This window comes from Stenomitos rutilans, from assembly GCF_059505485.1.
This window is the reverse complement of record NZ_JCACKR010000078.1, coordinates 15,099-39,672: the sequence shown is the minus strand read 5'-3', so window position 1 is coordinate 39,672 and position 24,574 is coordinate 15,099. Positions and strand designations below refer to the sequence as shown.

The following is a 24,574-nucleotide window of genomic DNA, read 5'->3' as shown; positions in this document are numbered from 1 at the left end:
GAACGGACAGATACGTTACTACACGCCGTGAGCACGATGAAAGAGCGTTTGAGGTACCCTAAGACATAGAAGCTTTATTCCTTCATGCTTTTGCCTAAAACGTTGGCTAGGACTCGTTCTTCATCGTTAAGGGTAGGGTTAATGACTTCATCGACGATCGCCCCTTCATACATCGAATACACACGGTTGCAGAGCAGGAGGGTTTCGACGAGATCGCTGGAGAGAAGCAGGAAACTGGCACCACGATCGGCAAGATCTTTCATCTGGCGATACAGTTCAAGGCGGGTGCCCATATCAATGCCTGCGGTGGGATCTTCCATCACCAGAAGACGTGAGGCGCGGACGATCGCGCGTCCAAACAAGATTTTTTGCTGATTGCCACCGCTGAGATGGGTAATTGGCTCTTCGATCGAAGTGTAGCGAACCTGTAGCTGCTCTAGCTGTTGGGTCGTATGCAAGCGCTCTTGAGCGGTAGACAAAAGCCCCCGTTTGGCAAAGGCTTCTAGATTAGAAAGGTTGAGGTTTTCGCAGATGGAACGTTCTGCGAGGATGCCTGCTTCTTTACGATCGGCGGGTAGAAAGCCCACGCCTTGAGCTAAAGCGGCTCCCGGATGGCGAGGTGCGTAGTGTTGCCCTGCTAGCGTCATGGTGCCGTGCAAAGGTTTAGCTAGTCCGGCGATCGTGCGTCCTACACTTTCTCGTCCGCAGCCCACGATGCCGTAGATGCCGGCAATTTCGCCTGGTGCGATTTGCAGGTGAATGTTCTGACAGGTTTTGGTTGCTAAATTTTCGACCGTTAAAAGCGGTTGATCTGCTGCGTAGGACGCTCGCGCCACCACCATTGACAACTGTCGTCCTGTCAGCATTTCCAGCAAGACGGACTCTGTTAAAGCTGGAGTGACAGCAGCTGTGGTTTTAACGGCACCATCGAGCATGGCGCTCACACGGGTGCCGATTTCCAACACTTCGCGCAGATGGTGAGTGACATAGAGGATAGACACCCCGCGCTGTTTCAGAGTTTGCAGCGTTTGGAATAGAAAGCGTTTTTCGCGATCGGTTAGCGTAGCAGTGGGTTCGTCCATAATGACCAGACGCGGTTGCTGTACCAGCGCTTTGGCAATTTCCAGCAATTGCTTTTGGGCAATAGTGAGCGATCGCACGGGTGCCTCTAGCGGCAGATCAAGCGCCAGCGTTTCAAACACTGCCTGACAGCGCTGCCGTTCCTGCGATCGACGGAGCCACGCTAGGGGATGGCTGCCTTCCTGCCCTAAAAACAGGTTGTCGAGGACGGTAAGATCAGGTGCTAGCGACAATTCCTGAAACACCATTGCGATGCCCAGATGTCGAGCGGCTTGCACAGTGCGGCTGTGGATTGGTTTGCCATTTAGCTGCATTGTGCCTGCATCCAATCTATGCACACCCGCGATGATTTTTGCTAGGGTGGATTTTCCAGCGCCGTTCTCACCCAGCAGGACGTGAATTTCGCCAGCCTGAAGGGTGAGTGTTGCGCCGTTGAGCGCCTGCGTGGTGCCAAACCATTTTGAAACCCCTTCAACCTGGAGGAGTGCGGGTTTTGATGGATGGTCTGGGGCGATCGTCATTGGGCGGCGGCTTGGGCAGAGGCAGGAGGTTGCCATCCTGTAGGCGGCTGGTCGTAGGTGCTCAGGTTATAGGAGGGCAGTTTGTCTGCCGTGAGTTCAAACATGGGAATCAAGAACTGCGGGTAGGGGATGGGGTCGCCTTTTTTTAGATTGGGCATGGGGTCGCCATTGAGTAGCCGGATCGTGTATTGAACGAGCGATCGTCCAATCAAAATGCCTGGCTCTGAAACCACCATTGCAATGTGCCCATCCTTAATCAAGTCAACGGTTTTAGCCGTTACCGCAGAGGTGACAACTTTTGTTTCGCGATTCATGCGCTTGGTTGCCAGCCCTGCTCCTGTGCCCAATCCGCCTGCTGCGGCGTAGATGTACTTGGCTTCGGGATATTTGATCATCATGTCCGATGCTTGGGATTGCCCATCTTCAATAGTGATGTCGCCTGCGAAAGTATTGCCCACAAGCTTCATACCGGGACAGTCCTTCGCACCAGCCTGCACGCCATCAAAGCGCAGTTTGTTCCAGGCAGGGCCTTTGGGGCCGGGCAGTGCAATCACTTCTGCTTTGGCATCTTGCTTGCAGATATAGCTGGCGATCGTTTTGCCAATCTCAATCTCGTCCATCGTGACACCCAGCGAAACCAGCTTGCTGTTCACTGGCACCCCAGCAGCAATGACTTTAATACCCTTATCCGTCAGCCGTTTGACCACCTGATCGTAGCCATCAAAATCAGCAGCACCCAAAATAATGGCATCCACCTTCAGCGCTTCCAGTGCCTCCAGTTGAGCGATTTGCTCCGACGTTTTGCCATAGCCACCAGCCGCTAAAACTCGTACAATCTCGACTTTAGACTGTTTAGCTTCATCAACTAGCCCATAGACCATGCCTTTCCAGTAGTCGTCTGCCAGTTGCACCACAGCGATACCGATGCGGTAGGGTTTCTTTGCCGTTGCGGGTTCGACGACTCCACGCAGGCGATCGACCGTTTCGGCGCTGGGTGAGGCGATCGACCGGTCTGTTTTAGTGGCGTCTGTCGTCGTGGCAGACGGTTTTTGAGTACAACCTGCCGCCAGGAGCGTACTCACCAGGGCAACAGGAAGTGCCGTCTTCAAAAGTGCCGTCTTCAAGCGGTACTGCATTTGTTTGCTCACAACACGTTTTCTCACAACAATAGGTTCAAAGCGGACAGGCCCACGTCATGCTTCTGACGTTAGCCAACAGTCGTCATCTCCAATTTTTGGCGGGTGTGCCACTCCTGTAGTAGCGCCTCTGAATCAACCACCAGCCCTAAATGCAACGAAATAACCAGTAGCGCACCGTGTTCCGCCTCCTCGGAAAAGCCTGCCACGATGTCACGAGGCACCAGCACACGAAAATCTCGATTGGCAGCATCAAAAGCGGTGCTCAAGACACAAGCATCCGTGAAGGTGCCCGTTAGCACGACATTATCGACATCTAAATTGCGAAGTAGAAACTCCAAATCGGTAGGGTAGAAGCCACTGAGCCGTTTTTTAGTCCGAATGTAGTAATCAGTTGGCGCAGTTTCTACCATCAAATCCAACCAGGGGGTACCTTCCCAACTGTGCTGATCCATCAACGGATTAGGCGGTAGATACAGTTCATAGAGGTAGCGCCAGTTTGCTTTGCCCGTTTTTTTGCGCGAAGCGACGTCATCAATGCCGCCGTGTCGCTGCCAGTGCTGCACCATGATTAATGGAATGTTGAGGTCACGGACGCGGCGATGAAACGCGTTGTGTGCTTCGATTTTGGCGATCGCGCGTGGGGCTGGACAGGTAGACTCTAACTCTAAATGACCCCGATGCATGTCGATACAGAGCACGGCTGTCCGCTCTGGGTTGAGCCATGAGTCAAAGGCAGAGGTCAACGGTGTGCGATCGCGATTGTGGGTATAGCAATACATTTCAGTCTTCATCAAAGCGCTCTCTTATGATTCGGTACTAACAAACTGGCACTGGAGCTTACTCCTTCTGCCGCACTGGAATTCTGATGGTAAATTTTGTGCCTTGTCCGGGTGTGGAACTGCACTCCAGTTGACCACAGTGTTTGTCCACCACAATTTGATAGCTAATGGCTAAACCCATCCCCGTGCCTTTGCCAATCGGTTTTGTCGTGAAAAAGGGGTCGAAAAGTCGCGATCGTATCGTCTCAGTCATACCCACACCATTATCGGCAATGTGAATTTCAACCCAGTCCGGGTCTGCCATTGTCGTCTGTAGATGAATGTTTGGCGATAGATGACAGGTTGCGAAGGATGGGTTTGCCATCCCGGAGGCAAGAGGTTTTGACTCCTCATCTAACGCATCGATCGCGTTTGCCAGAATATTCATAAACACCTGATTGAGTTGACCAGCATAGCAGGCGATCGGAGGCAGGTCGCCATAGTCCTTAATGACCTGAATACCGGGTTTGCCTGCTCTCACTTTCAAGCGGCTTTGCAAAATTAGGAGTGTGTTGTCAATGCCTTCATGAATGTCAACCAATTTCATCTCTGCTTCGTCCAGGCGAGAGAAGTTGCGTAACGACAGCACAATCTGGCGAATCCGCTCAGACCCCATTCTTATGGAGGATACCACTTTGGGCAAATCTTCCATCAAAAAGTCCAAATCGATTTCATCGCTCGCTGCTTCCACTGCCGCCGTTGGGTGAGGATACTGCTGCTGATAGACCTGAATCAGTTTTAAGATGTCGTGAATATAATCGCTGACATGATTAAGGTTGCCGTGAATAAAGTTGACGGGGTTGTTGACTTCATGAGCAATGCCCGCTACTAACTGCCCCAGGCTGGACATTTTTTCACTGTGTACCAGTTGTGCCTGGGTTCGCCGCAGCGATCGCAGGGTTTCCTCCAATGCTTGCGTTTGCGCCCTCAACTGAGCTTCTGATTCACGCAATGCGTCCTCTGCCAGTTTGCGCTCGGTAATATCCTGCATCAGCGCGACAGTGTAGTCAACGCTACCATCTGGTTTACGCACACAACCCACTCCCAGGTGGGTACAAAGTGTCGTGCCATCCTTGCAGATGTAACGCTTATCCATGTCGTATTGCTCAATCTGCCCGGAGAGCATCTCGTTGAACAACTTACTGTCAAGCACGAGATCTTCTGCATTCGTTAACTCAGCCCAGGTTAAGCGAATCAGTTCGTCGCGCGAGTAGCCCAGCATTGCACACGCTTTATCGTTGACATCCAGCCAACCTTTTTCTGGTGACGTGATGGCAATGCCCAGTAGCGGCAGGTTGAAATAGCTGCGAAAGCGTTCTTCGCTCTTTTTCAGTAAGTCTGCTGCTTGCTGACGCTCCGTGATATCTGTGTGAACACCAATCCACTCTCGAATACGGCCATCTGGCTCCAGGACGGCTAACGCGCAAACGCTCATCTCTCGGTACTCACCGTCATATCGACGGAGGCGATATTCAGCTCTGTACAGCGATCGAGTCGCAATAGCCCGCGTCCAGGCGTGAGCAATTTGGGCGCGATCGTCTGGGTGAATTGCGCTCAGCCAGCCCCATCCTTGAAGTTCCTCGAACGACTGCCCTGTAAAAGCACTCCAACCGGGTTGTTCTGTAACAAACTCACCCTCTGCTTTCGTGTCCCAAATGATTTGAGACGTTGCCTCAAGCAGCGATCGATAGCGTTCTTCCCCCCGTTGCAGCACGTCTTGAGTCTGCTTACGTTCAGTAATGTTGCGCCCTCTCCAGAGGACAGAGTTGTTTGCGTAGGGCGTAATGTGCGCTTCAAAAAAAAGCTCTGCTGTGTCAAACGGCAGGCTGTAGATCAAACTAACCGTTTCACCTGTCCTTAACACCTGACGGATAGCATCGAGAAACGGAGCGGTATGCGCGGGCGGCAAAAACCTGTAGTGAGAGCGGTCTTCTACGCTTGAGTTTGACTGCTGTGAAAGGACGAGGCGCGTTGGCAAGATTCGCAAAGGGTGACCTTGTGCGTCGAAGACAAAGAGAAAATCGTCGATCGCTGCAAAGAGTGCCTGAAATTCTGCCGTTGAAGTCGGCAGGCCGATCTCCAGGTGCTCCAATGCAGTCTTCTGCTGCTCCATCTCGGTCAACCTTGTTTGAATCGAACAGTATGCCGGGGCATGTCACAGCCCATATTTACCACACCCTACTGATGAAGACCTCTGTCTATTCATCCCCACTTTGACTGAATGGCAACAGCCGCCGCACTAAGAATTTAGATGACTAAAGCACTCTGCAAGAACGTCATACCGATTTAAAGAATGACGGCTACAGATCAATCGGTGGGTAGGGGCAAGGCATTGCCTTGCCCCTAAAGGATGTGTCGCATTTTCAATTCAAATTGGTATCACATGCAATGTCCCTAGAGAGTCCGAACACGTCCAGTAGTGGCAATTTCAAGACAAAAGGCAGGAGAGATTTAACGCCTCCTGCCTTTCCGTCTACGGTGTCAGTTGTTTGACTTTCAGTTGTTTGACGCGGCCAATGCGCTATGGGTTGCCTCGGATCACACCGCGAGCGACAAGAGCACCCACTGTTTCCAGCTTAAAGCCCCACCCTTGCGGCAAATTATTGTCGCCGTCGTTTTGGCCCAAATCGACGTAGATGCGAGGTGGTACAAAATATGCGCGATCGCCCGCGCCAACCAGCATTTCATCGGCTTTTTGCATCACGGCGTCGATGGCGGCGTCGAACGCTGCTGCTGAGCTGTAGGACTGATCAAGCTGCTGGCTCACCAGAGCAACGAACTGACTTACCCCAATCACTTTTGGGTCGCTTGACGGTAAATCTTGCAGCCCTAATTGTTGCAGAAGGGCAGGCTCCATAAACTTAAAGAGCCTTGCCTGTGCGTCAATTAACTTTTCATTCCCAAACTTATCGCGGGGTAAAAGTGTGTGGTATGCACGACGGATCACCTGCGAAATCTTAAAGGGTGGGAAGGGTAAGCTATTGGGTGCGATCGTCTGTCCATTTCGCGTCATTAGCTCATCCAGTGGGGGTAAATCTTCTGGGACTGGCGGCATGGAGATGCTGAAGGCTTTGAACTCGGGATTTCCAGTTTTCGTGCTCAGTAGGTTTGCCTTCTTGTTATTTTGCAGTTCCTTGAGTTCCAAAATTTGCTTCGCCTTAAAGCTATCGCCATCCAGCAAACTGGTAATGGTCTTTAAGTTGAAGGGGTAGACTGGCGTATTCAAGCCAATAAACATGAACTCGGCACAATAGGTCTTATTGGCTGGATCGTTGAAAAAGGTTAGTGCGCGTGGATCGCCGACAGCCGCAAGTAAACCATTCTTCAAAAATTCCTTCAGAGTGGCGCGATCGGACACCCGTGTGGGATCACCACCGTTATAGTCTTTTGGAAACTGAGCAAAGGGATTAAGCAGTGCAAACCAGTTGATGATGGAGTTGGTGTAACCGCGTGCTTGTTCTGGCGTGACAAAGGCTGGGAAGACGAGGCGCTGTGCCACTGCCACATACCCATCTTTACCGTACAGGCCGCGATGGTAGTCATTTGGTTCATTGAAGGTGCCAAACGAATCAATCAGCTTGCCGGTCTTATCCAACCGCTGAGCGGGAACAATCGCGCCAGCATGATGGCCTTCATTTTTCATAAATGCTTCTTGAAAAAGTTCTGCACTTAGCGGGCTGCGGGTGTCGATCGGGGTGCCGTAGCGCTCTTTGTGCCACTGATAAGTACAGATCAACAACCCATCTCTTGCTAAAAATTTAGCAATATCGGCGTGACCAGAGACGGTATTGCCTGCTGGATCAGTCACGCTCACGGCATCTGTAATGCCGATATAACCAGGAACCGCGATCGTTGGCACGTCAATGGTGGTCGTGTCGTCGAGGATGACTTGCTTGGTAAACAGTCGCTTCAAATCTTCGACGGGCTTGCCCTTCCAATCACCTGTGAGCGCGTTGAAGCGGCTGATGTCGATCGCTTTTGGCTCTCGCAACGGCACAGTCGCAGTGCTCGTGGCGTTGGCTGGTCGTGTTGGTGTGGCTGCACTGGACGCGCTCGTAGAAGACCTTGCTCCAGCTGTGGTGGTGCTAGCAGAAGCGCTGGCAGGAGCAGCGGGCACTTGTTCCAATGGTTTTTGATCTGAAGGCATACGATAGACCTTGTGTAGTGGGCTGTAGAGAGCAGACTGCTGTGAGGCTAGCGGTTGCGCAACCCTTGACAGCAGTCTATTCTTTGCTAGAAGTATTTCTATCAATCTCTACAACAACGATCGCCACATTCCGGTCAACGGACTCCGCCAAAGACTGCAAGTTCAAAAAACTTGAAGAAACAGTCTACTTGTTGAAAGCCGATCGTTCGCAGCCATTCGCACTGCACCTCAACAGGGGCAAGGATATTCGCCTTTTTATCTTCTCGATAGACAAACGTTTGCCCAATTTCCTCGCGCGATCGTCGATCGCCCTGCGTTTGATGCCATTGGTAAATCGCATCAACCAGCGTGTCGTTAAACAACGCCTCAACCCAGGGGTCTGCTGAGGCCACGTGTTCGAGATTGAGGAAGCTGCCGCCTGAGCGCAAGTGGTGAAAGATCTCGCGGTATAGAGACTGCTTGCGATCGTCCGGCAAATGGTGAATGCAGTAGCCGGACACGATCGCGTCAAAGCTCCCTAGACCCGTTTGCCAGTCAGGCGTGTACAAGTCGGCCTGCATCAGGGTTACTCGATCGCCAAAGGGCTGCAAGCGCTGCTTTGCCTGTTCCAGCATTGGCTCTGAAAAGTCGATCGCGGTGATGTGTGCTGTGGGGTAGCGGGTGAGAACAGCCTGGGCGATCGCCCCATCACCGCAGCCCAAATCGGCAACCTGTGTGATGGGCATATGCAGCTGATCGAGTACACGCAGAGCAATGTTGATCTGCTCCGTTGCAAACGGAATAGCACCGCGTACACCCGTCAAAAAGCTTTCTGCCACGGCGCGGTTTTGCCAGATTTGATCAGTTCTCATGCTTAAGCGTCCTGCAAACTGGTAGCACTGAGGGGCACCATGCCTCCCGTCGTCGTCAGCCCTAACAGCATCGGTTCATTGGGTTGGATGAGTTTGCCTGTGAGCATACAGCGTTCTTCTTGACGTGCGGTGGCAGGAACCGTGACGCGAATTTCGGGCAGAGCTTGCAGCGGGTAGTCTCCCGATTTTTGCTGTACGTACTGCCAGAGGACATCACGAATAAGTGCCTGGTAGCCTTGATTGCCGGAGAGTTCTTTGAGTTTTTCTTTTAACTCCCGCTCCAGACGAATACTGGTGACTTCCATGTCAGTGGTGGCGGTGCGGGTAAGTGTATGCATTACGGGACTCCTTCTAATGGTGGACAGTTCGTAATACAAGTGTAGTATGTTGAGTCAGTTATGCAACCGATCGCTCAGACTACCCGCCCTAATTTGTGCCACTTACAGTATCAACCAGATCACGAAAACAGTTTGCGTAGCTTTTTGAGCGCCTGTTCAATCTCCGTTAACTCTTGCTCGTTTAGCTTGCCAAAGCGTTCTTTCAAGTAGGCAATGTGAGCCGGAAAAACCTTTTCAAACACGCGATCGCCCTCGGTCGTCAGCACAATCATGAAGCAGCGTCGGTTTTCGGGTGGCACTTCGCGGCGTACCAGTCCTTTGCGCTCCAGGCGATCAATGATGCCCGTTAACGTTCCTTTGGTGACGAGCGTTTTTTCGGCAAGCTGCCCCATCGTCATGCCTGCTGTGTTGCCCAGTGTACAGATCACGTCAAACTGAGGAGACGTTAAGTTTAGCTGACGAATATGATCTTCGTCATAAGCGCTAAAGGCTTGAAACGTCCGGGCAAGCTCCCGCATGACTGGCAGAAAGGGTTCCTGTGCAGCTTGTCGGGTGGCTGATTGTCGCGCTGCTGTGTCTTGAACGTCTGTCTGCGTCACTGGTCACCTCTAAAAACATGCTTTTCAGTGAGATTCATTAAACGATGTGCAGTTGAATACCTCGGCCCATTCAATATAGCTTATAGACAGTACTAGTGCAAACAAAAGGGCGAGACATCACTGCTTGAATCGCTTCTAGGTTCTCGTCTATTAAGGATAGAGCTGATACCAATTTGAATTGAAAATGCGACACATCCTGTAGGGGCAAGGCAATGCCTTGCCCCTACCCACCGATTGATCTGTAGCCGTCATTCTTTAAATCGGTATGAGCACCGAAGCTAGACAAGGCGGATTTCTTCAGCTAACTCATCTGCTTCAAAGAGCAGCGATCGCCTCCCGATTAGAAAGACGATCGCGCAATTACGAAGACTACGCGGCTTTCTTCTGGCGCATGGGGCGCTTGTAGGCGGATTTTTTCTTGCGTCCGACCGTTTGGGCTTCGCTGCTATCGGCTCCAAACTGGGCAATGACGGCATTTTTGGCTTCCAAAATGGTGTTATGAAACGCCCACTCAGCTAAACGAGCGGCATCCAGCGCTGCACGATACTGAGCCTTGAGCTGAGCTTCAAGCTGTTGTGATTGCCGCATCTCTGCCTGAGCCTGCTCAATCTGTGGGATAGAGGCTTCCTGGCGCTGAGGGGTATAGTCTGTGATGGTCTGCAAGCCCTGAAAGATGTCTTGATCGGCGTTCAGGATGCTGAGGCTGAGACGATTATTGGTGTTTTGCGTGAACATAATTGGGATTCCCTGATGATGGACGTGGAGAGGGTCAAGCTTCCCTTAACCCCAGACAAATTGGGTAGGGGAGCCAGGAGTTAGAAGTCAGGAGTTAGAAGGATGGCGACTTTTGGCTTCTGGCTCCCTTCTGCCCGCAGTGGGCTGGCGTTAAGTTGGTCGCGATAGGCTGAAGGTGCCCTGATCGCACTCTCGAACGCATCACTGTGGCGCTGGCTTTAAGGACTCTTCAAGCAAGTGCCAGAAAGAGGGGCGATCGAGTCACGAGATTTACCAGTACTTCATCTCGACGGGTCGATTCGTGCGATCGTCGGGGCAATTCAATTGATCGACGAGTCAATTCGTTCAATCGACGAGCCGATTGGTGCGATCGACGAGCCGATTGGTGCGATCGACAGGGCAATTCGTTCTCTTAGACCTCGGAGGTTTTGAAAACCTCCGAGGTCTGGGTGATTCGAGGGACACCTTGGAGATGTACAGGACAGCTAAGGTTGCCAGGGCTGGGCTTGGAGCGATAGGAAAGGGCAAGACGACTGACGTTCTCTCACAGCCACGGTTGCGGTTGGCAAGGGAACCGTACCCTGTAGGATAGAGGAAGCGTACTTGATCGGCTGAGCCTGATCTCGATTGGAACTCTATGACTGATTATCGTGCCAAAACGTTGAAGGAAGCCTTTCAACTCTGCGATGTCGATCCCCTGGTGGGTGCAGGGTTAGAGCGGTACTACGTCGATCTGGCACCCGTGCGTAAAACTGAAGCGATCGAAGGGATCAACACGAATTTAGAGTTTCAAGAAGCAGGAGATTTTTGCACGCTTCTCTTCACGGGACATCGAGGCTGCGGCAAAAGTACCGAGCTTCAACGCATTCGCCGCCAATGGGAACAAAATTACCGGGTGATTTACCTGGAAGCGAATGAAGAAACCGATATCAACGATGCCGAATATACCGACTTTTATTTGATTGTGATTAAGCAAGTCGAATTTGCCCTGCGAGAGATGGGGCTGAGTTTTGATGCGGGGTTGCTCACAAGCTTTGAAAAGTGGTTTATGGACGTGACTCAAGAAAATGAACAAACGATTGAGAGTTCCATTAATGTTCAGGCTGAGGCGAGTTTAGCAGGTGGCGCTCCTCTGATTGCCAAGCTACTCGTTAAGCTGCTGGCGCAAATCAAGGGATCGGATAAGCGAAAAACGGTGATTCGGCAAGTTTTGCAACAGGATATTTCGCGATTAAAAGCGGATGTCAACCTGCTGCTACGAGATGCGTATCAAAAAATTAAAGATCGCTATCCCAAAGGGTTTCTCGTTATTTTTGATAACCTCGATCGCGTTCCGCCTCAGGTTGGTAATCATTTATTTTTTGACTACGCGGCTCAGCTTCAAGAGTTAAATTGCACCATTATTTACACAGTGCCAATTTCCGTGTTGTGTTCGCCTAAAAACATCTTCAATACCTTTGGTGAACCCCATATCGTTTCGATGGTGAATGTCTATCAGTTGGTGCGCGATCGCTATGAGCTTGACGACAAGCTTGATGGACTGACGTGCCTAGCACGGATTATTGAGAAGCGGGTGGATGCTGCCCAGGTATTTGAGTCAGAAATTGAGATGATGAGCCTGGTGCAGGCAAGCGGGGGGCACGTGAGGCAGTTGATGCAAATGATGCGGAGCGCGTGTCAAACAGCCAGCACTCGTAAACACGCCAAAATTCAGGCAGAGGATGTGGAGTATGCTGCCAAGCAGCAGCAGTTTAACTTTGAGCGGTTTATTCCCGACGACCACTATCCGCTGCTGGCAAAGGTTTGTTTGACGAAGAATATTACCAAAGATGAGACGGGTCAGTTAATGCTGTTCAACACGTCTGTTTTGGAATACAACGGGCTGGATCGCTGGAATTTTCCCAATCCAGCCGTGCGCCGCAGCGAACTGTTTCAACGAGCACTGAGGGACATCTTGCCATCAAATGCCTGAGCTTTCCACGATCGATCGTCGTTCATTTCTGGAGCAGAATCAGCAGGAGTTTGCTGAACTGCTGACGTTTATTGATTTTGCTGAGGGACTGACGATCGGCTTCGTCGAGGTGAATCAAGAGCAGGAGAAAGGTATTTTAGTCGAGGCGTTGCGGGAGCATCTTGCCGATACAGCGATTCGTTTAGAGGTGTTGAATTTTTCTCAGGAGCGGGACTTGCGATTTTTGCGCGATGCCTTGATCCAGCGGCTGACGCGCACCGAAACGGGTAAAAAGTTGGTGCTGCTGATTCAAGGGTTGGAAGTGGCGATCGGCATGGATGGCGTGGGGGCATATCCGCCGCTTTTACAAGATTTGAACTTTGTGCGGGATGCCTATCGCCAGAGTGTGCCGCATCCCCTGCTGTTTGTGCTGCCCGATTATGCCATTACCCGGATTAGCCAGTACGCGCCTGATTTTTATGCCTGGCAGTCGGGCACCTTTCGGTTTAAGACCTCAACGCAGAATATTGAGCAGTTGCGGGTTGAGGCAGTTGAGCAGCCGTTACGCAGAATAGCATCGAGTGAGAATCAAGCCCAGATTCAGCAGCTACAGACGCTGTTGATGGAGCTTCGTCCGTCTGGGAAAGCGATCGCAACCCAGGACGTACACCTCTGTAGCGAGGTTTATTACAAGATTGGGTCGGCATACCTGACGCAGCAACAGCCAGAGAAGGCAAAAGATTATTTTCTAGAAGGTTTGAAGGTGATGGACAAGCATCCTGATCCAGTACTGATTCAAAGTCTGCACCGTAGGCTAGGCAATGCATACAAGCAGATGCGGCAATTTGAGAAGGCTGTTGCCACCTACGAAACAGCGCTGAAGCTTGCTCAAGCGCTAAATCAATCTGAACGGATTTCAATCGGCTTTGCCGATCTGGGGGATATCGCACTAGAGCAGCGGCAATTTGAGCAGGCGAGAGCGTTCTATCACCAAAGCTTAGCCATCAATGAAAGCCTGGGCGATCGCTACTCCCAAGCCAGCACCTACCACCAATTAGGCATCGTGGCACAGGAACTGCGCGAGTTTGAGGAGGCACGCCGCCACTACCAGCAGGCACTGCAACTCTACGCCGAGTTCAACGATCGCTACCGCCAAGCCAGCACCTACCACCAATTAGGCATCGTGGCACAGGAACTGCGCGAGTTTGAGGAGGCACGCCGCCACTACCAGCAGGCACTGCAACTCTACGCCGAGTTCAACGATCGCTACCGCCAAGCCAGCACCTACCACCAATTAGGCATCGTGGCACAGGAACTGCGCGAGTTTGAGGAGGCACGCCGCCACTACCAGCAGGCACTGCAACTCTACGCCGAGTTCAACGATCGCTACGAGCAAGCGGGTACCTACCACCAATTAGGCATCGTGGCAGAGGAACTGCGCGAGTTTGAGGAGGCACGCCGCCACTACCAGCAGGCACTGCAACTCTACGCCGAGTTCAACGATCGCTACGAACAAGCAGGCACTTACCACAACTTAGGCAGCGTGGCACAGGAGTTGCGCGAGTTTGAGGAGGCACGCCGCCACTACCAGCAGGCATTGCAACTCAAAATCGAGTTCAACGATCGCTACGAACAAGCAGGCACTTACCACAACTTAGGCAGCGTGGCACAGGAGTTGCGCGAGTTTGAGGAGGCACGCCGCCACTACCAGCAGGCATTGCAACTCAAAATCGAGTTCAACGATCGCTACTCCCAAGCCAGCACCTACCACCAACTAGGCATTGTGGCGCAGGAGTTGCGCGAGTTTGAGGAGGCACGCCGCCACTACCAGCAGGCACTGCAACTCTACGTCGAGTTCAACGATCGCTACAGCCAAGCAAGTACGTTTAATCAGCTAGGGTTGTTGACAGAGGCAGAAGGCGACCCGGCAGACGCGAGAACCTGGTTACAGCAGGCGTTGGAACTCTTTGTGGAATTTGGCGATGAATACCGTGCAGCGATCGTTCAGCGGAATCTCGATCGGCTTGAAGGGTCGGGGGAGTAGGGAATAGGGAATAGGGTGCCAAGCGGTGCGGGATGAAGGGCGATCGCCCCTGCTGTGACGCTGCAATTGAAGGGAGAGCGATCGGTGTGCGGGACGGACGAGTAGTGGGGTAGAGGGGCGATCGTGCCAGGATTTGCTAAGATTGACGCACCCAGTTTTCCACCCTGACAGCGTTACAGCAGCGTTTCTGGAGCTTCCTGCCATGACTCAAACTGCACCCAGTGCCCCCAAGTTAATGACCATGACGGAATATCTTGCCTATGACGATGGCACCGACACGCGCTACGAATTGGTGGATGGAGCATTAGTCGAGATGCCTACAGAATCTTTTGGAAATAGTAATATTGCCAAGTTTTTGCTGTTTGAGTTAGCTAAATATGTACCGCTATTGTTGGTTGCTTACAATACCGAGGTGGAAGTTTCGGGCAGAAGGGCGACCTGTCGTATTCCCGACCTTTTGTTACATACGGAAGAATCTGCTGCCGCTTTAGCTGAAACAACTCGTAATGTGATCACAAAGGATATGCCTCCACTCGCTTTAGTGGTTGAGGTCGTGTCACCTGGTACAGAAAATCGGGACGGAGACTACCGCTTCAAACACACAGAATATGCCGCACGAGGGATTGCGGAATACTGGATTATTGACCCCGAACAGCAGCAAGTAACCCTGTGCCTGTGGGTGAAGGGGCAATACGAAGACACAGTTTATACGGGCGATACGCCTCTGGCTTCAACAGTCATTCCTGGTTTTAAGCTGAGCGCTGCTCAAATGCTGGCGTTTGGACAAAATTAAGTATCCATTTGCAAACAACTGTAATTCACGAGCCTCAGCACTCGTTAGTAGGAGACAGCAGGGAGGTTTCCAACGCCTGCCCGATCGTCTTTATTTCTTCTAACAAGCTTTTGAGATGGGCGATCGTGGTGCGAGGATTCAGCAACGTGACCTTCAGATAGACAAAATCGCCAATCTGCGTTTGAGCAATGATGGCTTGTCCTGTTTGTATTAACTTCAGACGAATGGCTTGATTAATTTGATTGGATAACGCCGCTGTTGCCTGGTTTGAGGGCTGGCTTTGAGGAACGTAGCGAAACACAACTGCGTTGATAGTCGGCATTGTGACAAGCTCAAAGGCTGGGTCAACCTTTAATAAAGCAGCCATTTCTCGCGCGGTGTCGATCGTTGTCTCAATCATATCTGCAAAGGTTTTGCGACCCAGGCATTGCATTGACATAAAGAGTTTGAGTGCATCAAATCGCCGCGTCGTTTGTACCGATTTGACCACTAAATCGAGAATGTCCAACTGCTCATTTGTTTCGGGATTTAAATAATCAGCATGTAATTTCAGTAGATCAAAGTTGGTGCGTTCTTTAGTCAGAAAAGCGCCACAGCTAATGGGTTGGTAAAACAGCTTGTGGAAGTCGATCGTCAGTGAATCAGCCGCTGCAATGCCATCCAACAGATGACGATACGTATCACTCATGATTAAGGCTCCACCATAGGCTGCATCCACATGCAACCACAAATCATAGGCTTGAGCCAGTTGAGCGATGCCTGGTAGTGGGTCAATGCTGCCAAAATCAGTCGTGCCCGCTGTTGCCACAATCGCGATCGGACATAACCCTTCCTGCTGAAGTGCGATGATCTGCTGTTCCAGGTGGGATGGCGATAAGCGATAGTCGGCATCGGTTGGCACTGTAACAACAGCTTGATGCCCCAACCCTAGCAAAGCTGCCGATTGCCGCACCGTGAAGTGCGCCACATCAGAACACAAGATCCGAAACTGGGCGGCTTGAGGCGGTAATCCCTGTTCTTGAATTGACCATTGCAAGTGCTTTTTGGCATAGCGATCGCGGGCTAACAGCAATCCCATAAAGTTTGACTGGGTACCACCACTGGTAAACACCCCATCCGCTTGATGGTTAAACCCAAAGAGTTGACACAAGCCTTCGATGACAGATTGTTCTAAAAATGTGGCCGCCGGACTCTGATCCCACGAATCCATTGATTGGTTGGTGGCGCTAATCAACAGCTCTGCTGCCAGAGACGGTACCAGAGACGGGCAGTGCAAGTGTGCAATACAGGTTGGATGCGAAACATTGGCAGAATGTTGAATGACCAGTTCTCCAACTTGCTGCAACACATCGGACAAGGGATTGCCTTGTTCAGGACATAGCTCAAAATCAAATTCAGGAAACTTATACTGTTGCGGCATCAAGCCGCTGTAGGCTTGAGTGGATGACGCAAAATGTTGAATTAGGATCTCAGCAGCGTCTGCGATTGCAGCCTTGTAGCTGCTAATGCCATCGGCAGATTGATTCAGAAAAAAGTGGTCGAAACGGCGATCATGATCGAAGGTCATAGCACAGTAAATAAGACTGGTTAACAGACAAATTTCTAGTAGAGATGCGTTGCACAAACGTTTGATCGGGAGCATGTCACCTTTGCGCCCTCGCCCTACATCCCTCTCCCAGAGGAGAGAGACTTTGAGTCTTGCTCCCTTCTCCTTGAGGAGAAGGGCTGGGGATGAGGGCAGAAGCAGCAACTTGCGAAAGTGACATGCTCCCCGTTTGATCAAGTAAGAGAGCTAATAAGCTAAAACTTGGTGAAGCAACAAATAAGCCTGGTTGATGGAGAAATTGTTGCTTGGGTGGGCAGCAGCATAGATGGAAATAATACCGATTTAGAGAATGACAGCTACAGATCAATCGGTGGGTAGGGGCAAGGCAATGCCTTGCCCCTACAGGATGTGTCGCATTTTCAATTCAAATTGGTATAAGTTAAGAGCTGCCTTGTAGCGGAATGTATTTTAGAGACATCTAGCGCCTAAGCAGAGGCTTTGACAGCAGCATGAAAAATCTCAGCAATACTGTCAATTTGTTCAGGTGTCACGATGAGAGGTGATAGGAACCGAATGACGCTGCCATAACGGCCCCCAAGCTCTAAAATTAAGCCTCGATCGAAACAAGCCCGCTGAATTTCACGTGCAATCTGTGGATCGTTGGGGTACACACCTCGCCCACTGCATGGTTTGTCAGGATTAACCATTTCCACACCCAGCATTAATCCACGCCCACGCACATCTCCAATGCAATTATGTTCAGTTTGAATGTTTTGCAAGTGGGCTAAAAGGCGATCGCCCATAGTTTGTGCATGTGCGGCCAGTTTTTGCTCACGGATGTAGCGGATGCTTGCCAGCCCTGTAGCCATCGCTAATTGGTTGCCGCGAAACGTACCCGCATGAGCGCCAGCTTGCCAAACATCCAGAGATTTGTGGTAAACGATAACTGATAGGGGCAAGCCACCACCGATCGCTTTGGAAAGCAACAAGACATCGGGAATAATGTCACTATGCTCAAAGGCAAAGAGCTTTCCAGTTCTGCCCCACCCAGTCTGAATTTCATCCACAATCAGTGGAATCATGTGCTCTTGCGTGATTCGTCTAATTTCTCTCACCCACTCATCCGGTGCAGGAATGACACCGCCTTCTCCCTGCACCAACTCTAGAATCATGCCTGCGGGCTTCCCAACGCCACTTTCAGGATCACCAAGGATTGATTTAATATAGTGGCTACTGACCCAGCTTCCTTTTTCACCTCCCAAACCAAAAGGGCAGCGGTAGAGATAGGGGTACGGTAGAAACTGAACCTCTGGCATGAGAGCAGCGACATCGTGTTTCGGAGCTAAATTGCCCATCAGGCTTAACGCTCCATTGGTCATGCCGTGGTAAGCTCCATCAAACGACAGCATAGTACGCCGACCTGTTGCTGTTTTCACTAATTTAATAGCGGCTTCTGTAGCATCAGCACCGCTCGGTCCACAAAATTGAATTTTTGCGTTGTGAGCAAATTCGGCTGGTAAGCTCTGCCAAATTTCCTCAACAAATGCATCTTTGATAGGAGTAGTGATATCTAGTGTTTGCCAGGGTAAATTGCTGCTCAGTGCTACTTGCAGTGCTTCTATCACGATCGGGTGATTGTGTCCTAATGCCATTGTGCCTGCGGCGGACAAACAATCGAAATAAGACTTACCGTTTGTATCAGTGATGTAAATGCCCTTTGCTTCTTTGATTGCAATTGGAATGCGTCTGGGATAGCTGCGTGCATTCGATTCTCTTTCTTGCTGACGGTTCAGGTAATCAAGCGGCTCTTTCATTGCTTTGAAATGACGTAAAGATGCTGGATTAAATTAATGAGCAGATCTTCTCGAGCCTCTTTCATAAGCCACTGAAAGCTATATGCAAGTGATCAAGCTTTGGCTGATGACTTGCTTCTACAGCGATAGTGTCAAAGATGAAAACGGCTTATGTTGAATCATGTGCACCCCTAGAACTCACTCGAACTAACACTAAAATAGTTACCAAGCCTGAGCTTGGACTGTTACTAAGAAATCCTTTTTTAAAGGAAATTAAGGGTAGGATAATAGTTTAGTTGTGAGTAAAATTGCTGCGAATACGAAAATGCTTCAGCGGATGGTTAACGTTCTAAAAGCCCGCTTATTAATACAATCAGTACAGCAAGCAGAAAAATGGCTGGAGTTGAGAGTGGTCTATGATGCCTATTGATCACATACCAGTGCCAGTTGGCTATTGGCGGTTGAAATAAGTAGGAAAAAACCATTAATAGCGAGAGGCAATCATTTCCTTTTCTTCAAATTAAAGCTAAAGCGTCTAGAACGTCTGTAGATGCACTGCGAGGTACGTAATCTCGATGTCTCTGATGTCGGCGTTTAATCCTCTTACGACAAAATTACATGTTTTACAGCGTTTGACAACAGTGTTTGAGTTCTTCTAAGAAAGCTTTACAGTCTGGAATTGTTTACAGACAAATCTTTTTAATATGAGTAAGTAGAAACCACTAGATATGAGTAAGTGAGTTTCACCTGGTTGACTGACAAATCTTTTCGCGATCGCTGCCCCCTGCACTGAAAGGGCAGTCTCATAGAACAAAGCCCTTTCGGGAGGGCTATGAGAGTCTTGTAACCCGTTACCCGTTGGGAAGGCAAAGTCTACAATGGCTTGCATGGCGTTAGCCCAGCTTTTTAATTACGGACAGGTGAGCACCGAAGCCAGCAACCTTTCAGGGCTTTGGTCAGTCAATCAGGGTTTTCACTGTACGAGAATCGGTGAAAACTGCTATGAACCCAGGAGGAATTCGTTGATGGTGCTCCAATCGTTTCGTTGGGCAACTTTCTTGCGCATGGCGATCGTGTCAGCGAGATAGCTTGCATCGCGTGCAACGCCTGAAAATCTGCCGGAACCCCAAGTATACAGCCAGGGTAAGCCCAGAAAGTAGAAACCAGGTACGTCTGTAACGCCACGATCGTGTCCCGGATAGCCCTTGCCATCGAAAACGGGAATCTCGATCCAGCTAAAGTCTGAATGGTAACCAGTAGACCAGACAACGGCACTAATGCTGGCTCGCTCAAAGTCAAAGCTTAATGCAAGCTCCTTCGGCTCCCAAACAGGCGTATAGGGTGGTTCGATCGGGGCTTGAATGTTGGTTTTCTCGATGTAGTTGTCAATGCCTTTCTTGATGTTTTCGGCCACGGCATCGGCTTGATCAAGGTGTTGCTTGAGGTTATCGGCAAATTCGAGTTTGCCATTGCGAATGCTCTTCAGCCTGCCATATAGCTGCATCCCTTCCAGCGCAAACTGGCGCAGATCGATTTCACGTCCGCCGCCACGCCCTGTAACGTAGTGATTGGTGTTGGTGCGCGCTTTTTCTTTTTGAGGATGTTCGTCGATCGGTAGGTCGTAGTAGCCCATTTGATCGAGCCAATCAACGACATCTTTGCCCCGATAGCGACGGGGCGATCGGGGCGCACTGCCCACACACAAATGCACTTGTCTGCCTGCAAGGTGAAGATCTTCAGCAATTTGACAGCCCGATTGCCCTGTGCCGACCACTAGCACGGCTCCATCGGGTAACGATTCTGGGTTGCGGTATTCGGATGAGTGCAACTGGACGATGTGCTCCGGAAGTCGCTCTGAAAGCGTTGGCAGTTTGGGAATGTGATAACCACCAACAGCGATGACCACTTGTTCGGCAGTGTAATTGCCGATCGTGGTTGCAACCTCAAACACGCTCTCCGCTTCATTGCAGCGAATGGTTGAAACGGCAACACCTTCCTTCACCGGAGGGTCAAACGACGCCGCATACGCCTCAATGTACTGCACGATTTCATCCCGTTGCATAAACCCATGCGGATCATCGCCGGGGTAGTGGAAACCAGGAAGTTTGCACTGCCAGTTGGGTGTCACCAGACAAAAGGAATCCCAACGCTTAGAACGCCATGAGTAACCGATCGTATTTTTCTCGAAAACGATGTGATCAATACCTCGTTCTTTCAGGCAGTAGCTCATCGATAGACCTGCTTGACCACCGCCAACGATAACGACAGGATAGTGCGTTTGCATTTGGGTTCTACTCGCTTACTGGGTCAGATTACTCGCCAGAGTACGGGCAGCTACAGAAGGTAATTTGTATCTTTGAATACGGAAAGTTGAAGTCTAGTAGTCCAGCGAGGGAAGGCGATCATAGCTTTCCCAAATACTCTACGCAAACAGCAATGATCTGTTTAAATCGACAGGGTTAGTGTCAGTTGGTGTTAGTCTCAATACCTTGTTTGTAACCTGTAGAGACATACAGACAACGTCCCTATTAAAAGGAAAACGTAGTGCGAATCACGCCTAAAACAATGTCGTCATTGTCACTATTGTGATTAGGTGCAGTGAGCCAAACAATACCAGGCGTGATTGAAATGTTTTCGGAGACGGAGTAGCGGTAAAACGCCTCAATGTGAAGCCCAGTGTCTTTGTCGCTGCGGCGCGTTAAACCACTTAACAAGGCATCGGTGCCAGTCAGTCTTGGTTCCATCCCTACAATGATGCCACCTAGATTTCCTTTCTTGCCCAGGTCGGGAAACGCTAGCGTCAGCGCATAGCTCCACACATTACCCTTCCCTCGGACGGCTCCTGTCCTAGCATCGGCATCCATATAACTCACCCAACCGCCCGCTTGAAAGCCTTTGCTAAGCTTGAAGTTGGCTTCCACACCATACGAGTTGGAAGACACAGCGCGTCCGCTCAAATTTGACAGGGTGCTGCCAGTGCCGTGATTTAGCCCATTATCACTATAGGCATTGACATAGGTGAAGGCGATCGTCGCAAACTGAGGTGCATAAACCAACTGTGCCAGCGCTGCATAGTTGCCATTGAACAAGCCACTGCCCGCTGCCGGGTTACTGGCTTCACTGGCTAGGTAGCCCGCCTGGAGCTTGAAATCGCCTCCCAATTTGATATTTACTGCACCGCCAGTATCAAAGCCCAGGCGATAAATGGGACTGTAGCGACCAAACCGCGAAATGGCAGCCTGCGCGTCGTTGGCGAGGGGATTCACAATATCATCGATGACATCAATAAAGCCGATGTTGAACCCGGTGCCTACGTAGATTTTGACGCGATCGCCGATGGGAAACGCATACTTCAATAAGCTTAGAAACGCTGCGTTGGATGTATCGCTACCGGATTGAAAACTGAGCCGCGCTTCGTTGCCAGGAGCCGTGTTTGTGGCAGGACGTGGATCAATGACATTAGAGGCTTGAATCCGGGTGGTGAGCAAATCTTTGCCCGTAAAGCTGGTGTTGAAGTTGAGGCGGATGCGATCGCTAAACGTCGTGTTGTAATTATCATTCTGACCGTTGCGACTGGCACCGCCAAATGCATCGGTAATCGCAAAGATCACCTGTCCATTGAGCTTGGTAGTGGTGGAAAACTGCTGTTTTTCAAGAGTGGCAGTCCGTACTTCTAAAGCATCTACCCGCCCACGCAATGTTACCAGTTCCGCCGCAAACTCTTCTTGTAGCTTTTGTACAGCGAGTAAGTCTTCTCTTTTCACCAAATCGGCTGTGCCTGCCGCAATTAATTCATTGATGCGATCCATACAGGCATTCAAACCAGCGGCAAATTCATAGCGCGTCAAGGCGCGGTTGCCACGATAGGTTTTGTCGGGATAGCCCACAATGCAACCGTAGCGCTCTACAAGCGACTGTAACGCTTGAAACGCCCAGTCGGTTGGCTTTACATCTGAGAGCTGAGAAACAGAGGTCACTTGATCGATCGCAGCATCGGCGCTAGTAAGGCGATCGACAGCAAGCTGACTTACGGCTGAGATTGGTATCGCTACCTGAGAAGGCACGACAGCAGGTTCAGCTTGTTTCTCAAGCGTTGGGTTTGCAATCGCGACTGGTACAGCGACCCCTAAAAGCATTGGCAGAACCAATCCCACCTGCCACCAACTGTTTAACCCAATCAGTTTCAACATCGCCATGACTCCTCACATCTAAAATCAGCAAATCAAAACTTGCAGGAAAGAGCCTCTGCCCCTTCTGCAACCACTCAACTGTGGATGAAACGTTGGTAGGGGCGTTACTTGTAACGTCCCTACAGATAGAAACCGTCTTAATGCAAAATCTGCGACAGAAATTTCTTCGTGCGCTCGTTGGTGGGATTATTGAAAAACTCTGCTGGCGTCGTGTCTTCTACAAGCAACCCATCAGCCAGAAAGATGATGCGATCGGCAACTTCGCGGGCAAACCCAACTTCATGCGTTACGCAAACCATCGTCATTCCCGATTCTGCCAAGCTGCGCATTACCTGCAACACTTCCTGCACCATTTCGGGGTCAAGGGCAGACGTGGGTTCATCAAAGAGCATCACTTTTGGACGCATTGCCAGAGCACGCGCGATCGCCACCCGCTGCTGCTGCCCACCAGAAAGTTGCCCGGGATACTTGCTTGCCTGATGGGCAATGCCCACGCGCTCTAGCAGTTCCATCCCCAATTTGTCAGCATCTGCTTTAGACATACCGCGCAGATGAATCGGTGCCAGCGTTACGTTGCCCAAAATCGTCAGATGGGGAAACAGGTTGAACTGTTGAAACACCATGCCCACTTCCCGTCGAACCAACTCAATATTCTTTGCATTGTGCGAAATCAGGGTGCCATCAATTTCAATGCTGCCTTTCTGATAGGGTTCCAGAGCATTAAACGTGCGAATAAAGGTCGATTTGCCAGAGCCAGAGGGGCCCATCAACACCACTACTTCGCCCTTATGTACCGTCAAGCTCACGCCTTTCAACACATGAAAGCCATTGTCATAGGTTTTCTCTACATCTTTGGCAACAATGATTGGCTCCAGACCTGTCATTGTCTCGTTGGCTTGAGCGGTTCCGGGCTGAGTAGACATTTTTAACAGTCTCCTTGCGGTAATAAATCAGACCTCCGATTTCTTTAAGAAATCGGAGGTCTAGAGCTAACTTGCAGGCGGCGGTGTGAGATCGGGTAACGGTTCACCAAACCATTTCAGCGAGAGTGCATTCAGTTTGCCTGATTGCTTGATGTCATCAATAATGCTGTCTAGCTTCGCTACCAGCGCCGCATCGCCCTTTCGCACCCCTACATAGCAAGGAGAGTTTTTCATGATGAATTTGTTATCAATCTTGCTATTGGGGTTGTCTTTAATCACTTTGGCGGCGACCACATTTCCAGTCGCAATCAGCTCAACCTGACCAGAAAGCAACGCCGAAGCCGTCAAGCTATTGCTCGAAAAGCGCTTCACTACAGGCACTTTTTCGGGTGGCAGTTTGGAAATTTCCAGATCTTCTAACGAGCCTTGCGCGACTCCCAGCGTGTGCCCCTTTAGATCATCCAGTGAGGAAACCTTCAAGTTGGGGCCACCATAAACACCCGAAAAGAACGGGGCGTAGGGCTTGGAGAAATCGATAATCTTTGCACGCGCTTTGTTTTTGCCCAGGCTAGAAATCACAATATCGACGCGATCGGTCTGGAGAAAGGGAATCCGGTAATTACCGACGACTGGCACTAACTCCAGCTTTACACCGATGCCTTTGGCAATCTCGCCAGCCACATCAATGTCATAACCCTGCGGTGTCATATCAGGAGCCACCGATCCAAAGGGCGTGAAATCATTAGGTACCGCAACCCTAATTTTGCCCGCTGCCATGATCTTGTCTAGCGTTTTACCCGGTTCACCGTTGGGCGGCGCAACTACAGAGGTGTTAATCACTGCCATTGAGGTGATGGATGAGTTGCTGCTGGAGCAAGAGGCAACGCCAACGGTCAACAACAGGCTAGCGACAAACAGAGCGATCGCCCGATGCCATTGTTTTGGAATCAATGCTTTCCATAATCTGATCATCGGCAATGCTCCACTATTATGAGAAAAGAATAAGAAACTGAGAATTATAAGGTGGGGTATTGGTTCAAACCGATTGTTTTAGTAGGGACGTTACCTGTAACGTCCCTACAGACATTAATGACTTTGATTTTTAA

Annotated in this window: 20 protein-coding genes; 3 read left to right on the top strand and 17 right to left on the bottom strand. The window is 50.5% G+C overall.

Annotation, left to right across the window (positions count from 1 at the left end):
• Positions 1 to 74: 74 nt before the first annotated feature.
• The 10 genes from AC5JLP_RS14120 to AC5JLP_RS14075 all read right to left on the bottom strand — a co-directional run bounded on the left by AC5JLP_RS14120 (position 75) and on the right by AC5JLP_RS14075 (position 10,631).
• On the bottom strand, positions 75 to 1,637 hold the full coding sequence (locus tag AC5JLP_RS14120) for a sugar ABC transporter ATP-binding protein (RefSeq protein ID WP_496068556.1): 1,563 nt from the start codon (positions 1,635 to 1,637) through the stop codon (positions 75 to 77).
• A complete protein-coding gene (locus AC5JLP_RS14115; protein ID WP_496068555.1) occupies positions 1,598 to 2,749 on the bottom strand; it encodes a substrate-binding domain-containing protein in 1,152 nt (383 codons plus the stop codon). The genes AC5JLP_RS14120 and AC5JLP_RS14115 overlap by 40 nt, the downstream gene beginning before the upstream one ends.
• Before the next feature lie 59 nt (positions 2,750 to 2,808).
• Positions 2,809 to 3,531 carry a cysteine hydrolase family protein gene (locus tag AC5JLP_RS14110; protein WP_496068554.1) on the bottom strand — a complete coding sequence of 241 codons (723 nt, stop codon included), beginning with the start codon at positions 3,529 to 3,531 and terminating at the stop codon, positions 2,809 to 2,811.
• A gap of 46 nt (positions 3,532 to 3,577) precedes the next feature.
• Positions 3,578 to 5,671 carry a PAS domain S-box protein gene (locus AC5JLP_RS14105; protein ID WP_496068553.1) on the bottom strand — a complete coding sequence of 698 codons (2,094 nt, stop codon included), beginning with the start codon at positions 5,669 to 5,671 and terminating at the stop codon, positions 3,578 to 3,580.
• A gap of 408 nt (positions 5,672 to 6,079) precedes the next feature.
• The gene (locus tag AC5JLP_RS14100; RefSeq protein ID WP_496068552.1) at positions 6,080 to 7,705 is read right to left on the bottom strand and encodes a hypothetical protein; all 1,626 of its coding nucleotides are present in this window, start codon (positions 7,703 to 7,705) and stop codon (positions 6,080 to 6,082) included.
• Positions 7,706 to 7,839: 134 nt separating this feature from the next.
• On the bottom strand, positions 7,840 to 8,556 hold the full coding sequence (locus AC5JLP_RS14095) for a class I SAM-dependent methyltransferase (protein ID WP_496068551.1): 717 nt from the start codon (positions 8,554 to 8,556) through the stop codon (positions 7,840 to 7,842).
• 2 nt (positions 8,557 to 8,558) lie between these two features.
• Positions 8,559 to 8,894, bottom strand: a complete 336-nt coding sequence (locus AC5JLP_RS14090; RefSeq protein WP_496068550.1) for a ribbon-helix-helix domain-containing protein — start codon at positions 8,892 to 8,894, stop codon at positions 8,559 to 8,561.
• 119 nt (positions 8,895 to 9,013) lie between these two features.
• On the bottom strand, positions 9,014 to 9,493 hold the full coding sequence (locus tag AC5JLP_RS14085) for a MarR family winged helix-turn-helix transcriptional regulator (protein WP_496068549.1): 480 nt from the start codon (positions 9,491 to 9,493) through the stop codon (positions 9,014 to 9,016).
• 369 nt (positions 9,494 to 9,862) lie between these two features.
• Positions 9,863 to 10,228, bottom strand: coding sequence for a hypothetical protein (locus AC5JLP_RS14080; protein ID WP_496068548.1), 366 nt, complete (start codon positions 10,226 to 10,228; stop codon positions 9,863 to 9,865).
• Between the two features lie 229 nt (positions 10,229 to 10,457).
• Complete coding sequence (locus AC5JLP_RS14075) at positions 10,458 to 10,631, bottom strand: hypothetical protein (protein WP_496068547.1); 174 nt, start codon at positions 10,629 to 10,631, stop codon at positions 10,458 to 10,460.
• 234 nt (positions 10,632 to 10,865) lie between these two features.
• Between AC5JLP_RS14075 and AC5JLP_RS14070 the strand changes: the two genes are divergently transcribed.
• Positions 10,866 to 12,200, top strand: a complete 1,335-nt coding sequence (locus AC5JLP_RS14070; RefSeq protein WP_496068546.1) for an ATP-binding protein — start codon at positions 10,866 to 10,868, stop codon at positions 12,198 to 12,200.
• Positions 12,193 to 14,223 carry a tetratricopeptide repeat protein gene (locus tag AC5JLP_RS14065; protein ID WP_496068545.1) on the top strand — a complete coding sequence of 677 codons (2,031 nt, stop codon included), beginning with the start codon at positions 12,193 to 12,195 and terminating at the stop codon, positions 14,221 to 14,223. Before AC5JLP_RS14070 ends, AC5JLP_RS14065 begins: the two co-directional genes overlap by 8 nt.
• Here AC5JLP_RS14065 and AC5JLP_RS14060 read toward each other — a convergent pair.
• Positions 14,125 to 14,427, bottom strand: coding sequence for a hypothetical protein (locus AC5JLP_RS14060; RefSeq protein WP_496068544.1), 303 nt, complete (start codon positions 14,425 to 14,427; stop codon positions 14,125 to 14,127). The two genes, AC5JLP_RS14065 and AC5JLP_RS14060, sit on opposite strands and share 99 nt — an antisense overlap.
• Here AC5JLP_RS14060 and AC5JLP_RS14055 point away from each other — a divergent pair.
• On the top strand, positions 14,426 to 15,016 hold the full coding sequence (locus AC5JLP_RS14055) for a Uma2 family endonuclease (RefSeq protein WP_496068543.1): 591 nt from the start codon (positions 14,426 to 14,428) through the stop codon (positions 15,014 to 15,016). The two genes, AC5JLP_RS14060 and AC5JLP_RS14055, sit on opposite strands and share 2 nt — an antisense overlap.
• Before the next feature lie 34 nt (positions 15,017 to 15,050).
• Here the strand turns inward: AC5JLP_RS14055 and AC5JLP_RS14050 are convergent, their stop codons facing one another.
• The 6 genes from AC5JLP_RS14050 to AC5JLP_RS14025 all read right to left on the bottom strand — a co-directional run bounded on the left by AC5JLP_RS14050 (position 15,051) and on the right by AC5JLP_RS14025 (position 24,440).
• Positions 15,051 to 16,583 (bottom strand): pyridoxal phosphate-dependent decarboxylase family protein, encoded by a 1,533-nt coding sequence (locus AC5JLP_RS14050; protein ID WP_496068542.1) that lies wholly within the window; start codon positions 16,581 to 16,583, stop codon positions 15,051 to 15,053.
• Between the two features lie 464 nt (positions 16,584 to 17,047).
• Positions 17,048 to 18,376 (bottom strand): diaminobutyrate--2-oxoglutarate transaminase, encoded by a 1,329-nt coding sequence (locus tag AC5JLP_RS14045; RefSeq protein ID WP_496068541.1) that lies wholly within the window; start codon positions 18,374 to 18,376, stop codon positions 17,048 to 17,050.
• Between the two features lie 979 nt (positions 18,377 to 19,355).
• The gene (locus AC5JLP_RS14040; RefSeq protein ID WP_496068540.1) at positions 19,356 to 20,639 is read right to left on the bottom strand and encodes an MSMEG_0569 family flavin-dependent oxidoreductase; all 1,284 of its coding nucleotides are present in this window, start codon (positions 20,637 to 20,639) and stop codon (positions 19,356 to 19,358) included.
• A 244-nt stretch (positions 20,640 to 20,883) separates the two neighbouring features.
• On the bottom strand, positions 20,884 to 22,545 hold the full coding sequence (locus AC5JLP_RS14035) for an iron uptake porin (RefSeq protein ID WP_496068539.1): 1,662 nt from the start codon (positions 22,543 to 22,545) through the stop codon (positions 20,884 to 20,886).
• A gap of 137 nt (positions 22,546 to 22,682) precedes the next feature.
• The gene (locus tag AC5JLP_RS14030; RefSeq protein WP_496068538.1) at positions 22,683 to 23,468 is read right to left on the bottom strand and encodes an amino acid ABC transporter ATP-binding protein; all 786 of its coding nucleotides are present in this window, start codon (positions 23,466 to 23,468) and stop codon (positions 22,683 to 22,685) included.
• 66 nt (positions 23,469 to 23,534) lie between these two features.
• Positions 23,535 to 24,440 carry a transporter substrate-binding domain-containing protein gene (locus AC5JLP_RS14025; protein ID WP_496068537.1) on the bottom strand — a complete coding sequence of 302 codons (906 nt, stop codon included), beginning with the start codon at positions 24,438 to 24,440 and terminating at the stop codon, positions 23,535 to 23,537.
• Positions 24,441 to 24,574 lie beyond the last annotated feature (134 nt).

What these genes read in the sequence shown, in the direction of transcription:
- AC5JLP_RS14120 (WP_496068556.1), bottom strand. Translation starts at nt 1,637, where the DNA reads ATGGCAACCTCCTGCCTCTGCCCAAGCCGCCGCCCAATGACGATCGCC.
- AC5JLP_RS14110 (WP_496068554.1), bottom strand. Translation starts at nt 3,531, where the DNA reads ATGAAGACTGAAATGTATTGCTATACCCACAATCGCGATCGCACACCG.
- AC5JLP_RS14105 (WP_496068553.1), bottom strand. Translation starts at nt 5,671, where the DNA reads ATGGAGCAGCAGAAGACTGCATTGGAGCACCTGGAGATCGGCCTGCCG.
- AC5JLP_RS14100 (WP_496068552.1), bottom strand. Translation starts at nt 7,705, where the DNA reads ATGCCTTCAGATCAAAAACCATTGGAACAAGTGCCCGCTGCTCCTGCC.
- AC5JLP_RS14095 (WP_496068551.1), bottom strand. Translation starts at nt 8,556, where the DNA reads ATGAGAACTGATCAAATCTGGCAAAACCGCGCCGTGGCAGAAAGCTTT.
- AC5JLP_RS14090 (WP_496068550.1), bottom strand. Translation starts at nt 8,894, where the DNA reads ATGCATACACTTACCCGCACCGCCACCACTGACATGGAAGTCACCAGT.
- AC5JLP_RS14080 (WP_496068548.1), bottom strand. Translation starts at nt 10,228, where the DNA reads ATGTTCACGCAAAACACCAATAATCGTCTCAGCCTCAGCATCCTGAAC.
- AC5JLP_RS14070 (WP_496068546.1), top strand. Translation starts at nt 10,866, where the DNA reads ATGACTGATTATCGTGCCAAAACGTTGAAGGAAGCCTTTCAACTCTGC.
- AC5JLP_RS14065 (WP_496068545.1), top strand. Translation starts at nt 12,193, where the DNA reads ATGCCTGAGCTTTCCACGATCGATCGTCGTTCATTTCTGGAGCAGAAT.
- AC5JLP_RS14055 (WP_496068543.1), top strand. Translation starts at nt 14,426, where the DNA reads ATGACTCAAACTGCACCCAGTGCCCCCAAGTTAATGACCATGACGGAA.
- AC5JLP_RS14060 (WP_496068544.1), bottom strand. Translation starts at nt 14,427, where the DNA reads ATGGCAGGAAGCTCCAGAAACGCTGCTGTAACGCTGTCAGGGTGGAAA.
- AC5JLP_RS14050 (WP_496068542.1), bottom strand. Translation starts at nt 16,583, where the DNA reads ATGACCTTCGATCATGATCGCCGTTTCGACCACTTTTTTCTGAATCAA.
- AC5JLP_RS14045 (WP_496068541.1), bottom strand. Translation starts at nt 18,376, where the DNA reads ATGAAAGAGCCGCTTGATTACCTGAACCGTCAGCAAGAAAGAGAATCG.
- AC5JLP_RS14040 (WP_496068540.1), bottom strand. Translation starts at nt 20,639, where the DNA reads ATGCAAACGCACTATCCTGTCGTTATCGTTGGCGGTGGTCAAGCAGGT.
- AC5JLP_RS14035 (WP_496068539.1), bottom strand. Translation starts at nt 22,545, where the DNA reads ATGTTGAAACTGATTGGGTTAAACAGTTGGTGGCAGGTGGGATTGGTT.
- AC5JLP_RS14030 (WP_496068538.1), bottom strand. Translation starts at nt 23,468, where the DNA reads ATGTCTACTCAGCCCGGAACCGCTCAAGCCAACGAGACAATGACAGGT.
- AC5JLP_RS14025 (WP_496068537.1), bottom strand. Translation starts at nt 24,440, where the DNA reads ATGATCAGATTATGGAAAGCATTGATTCCAAAACAATGGCATCGGGCG.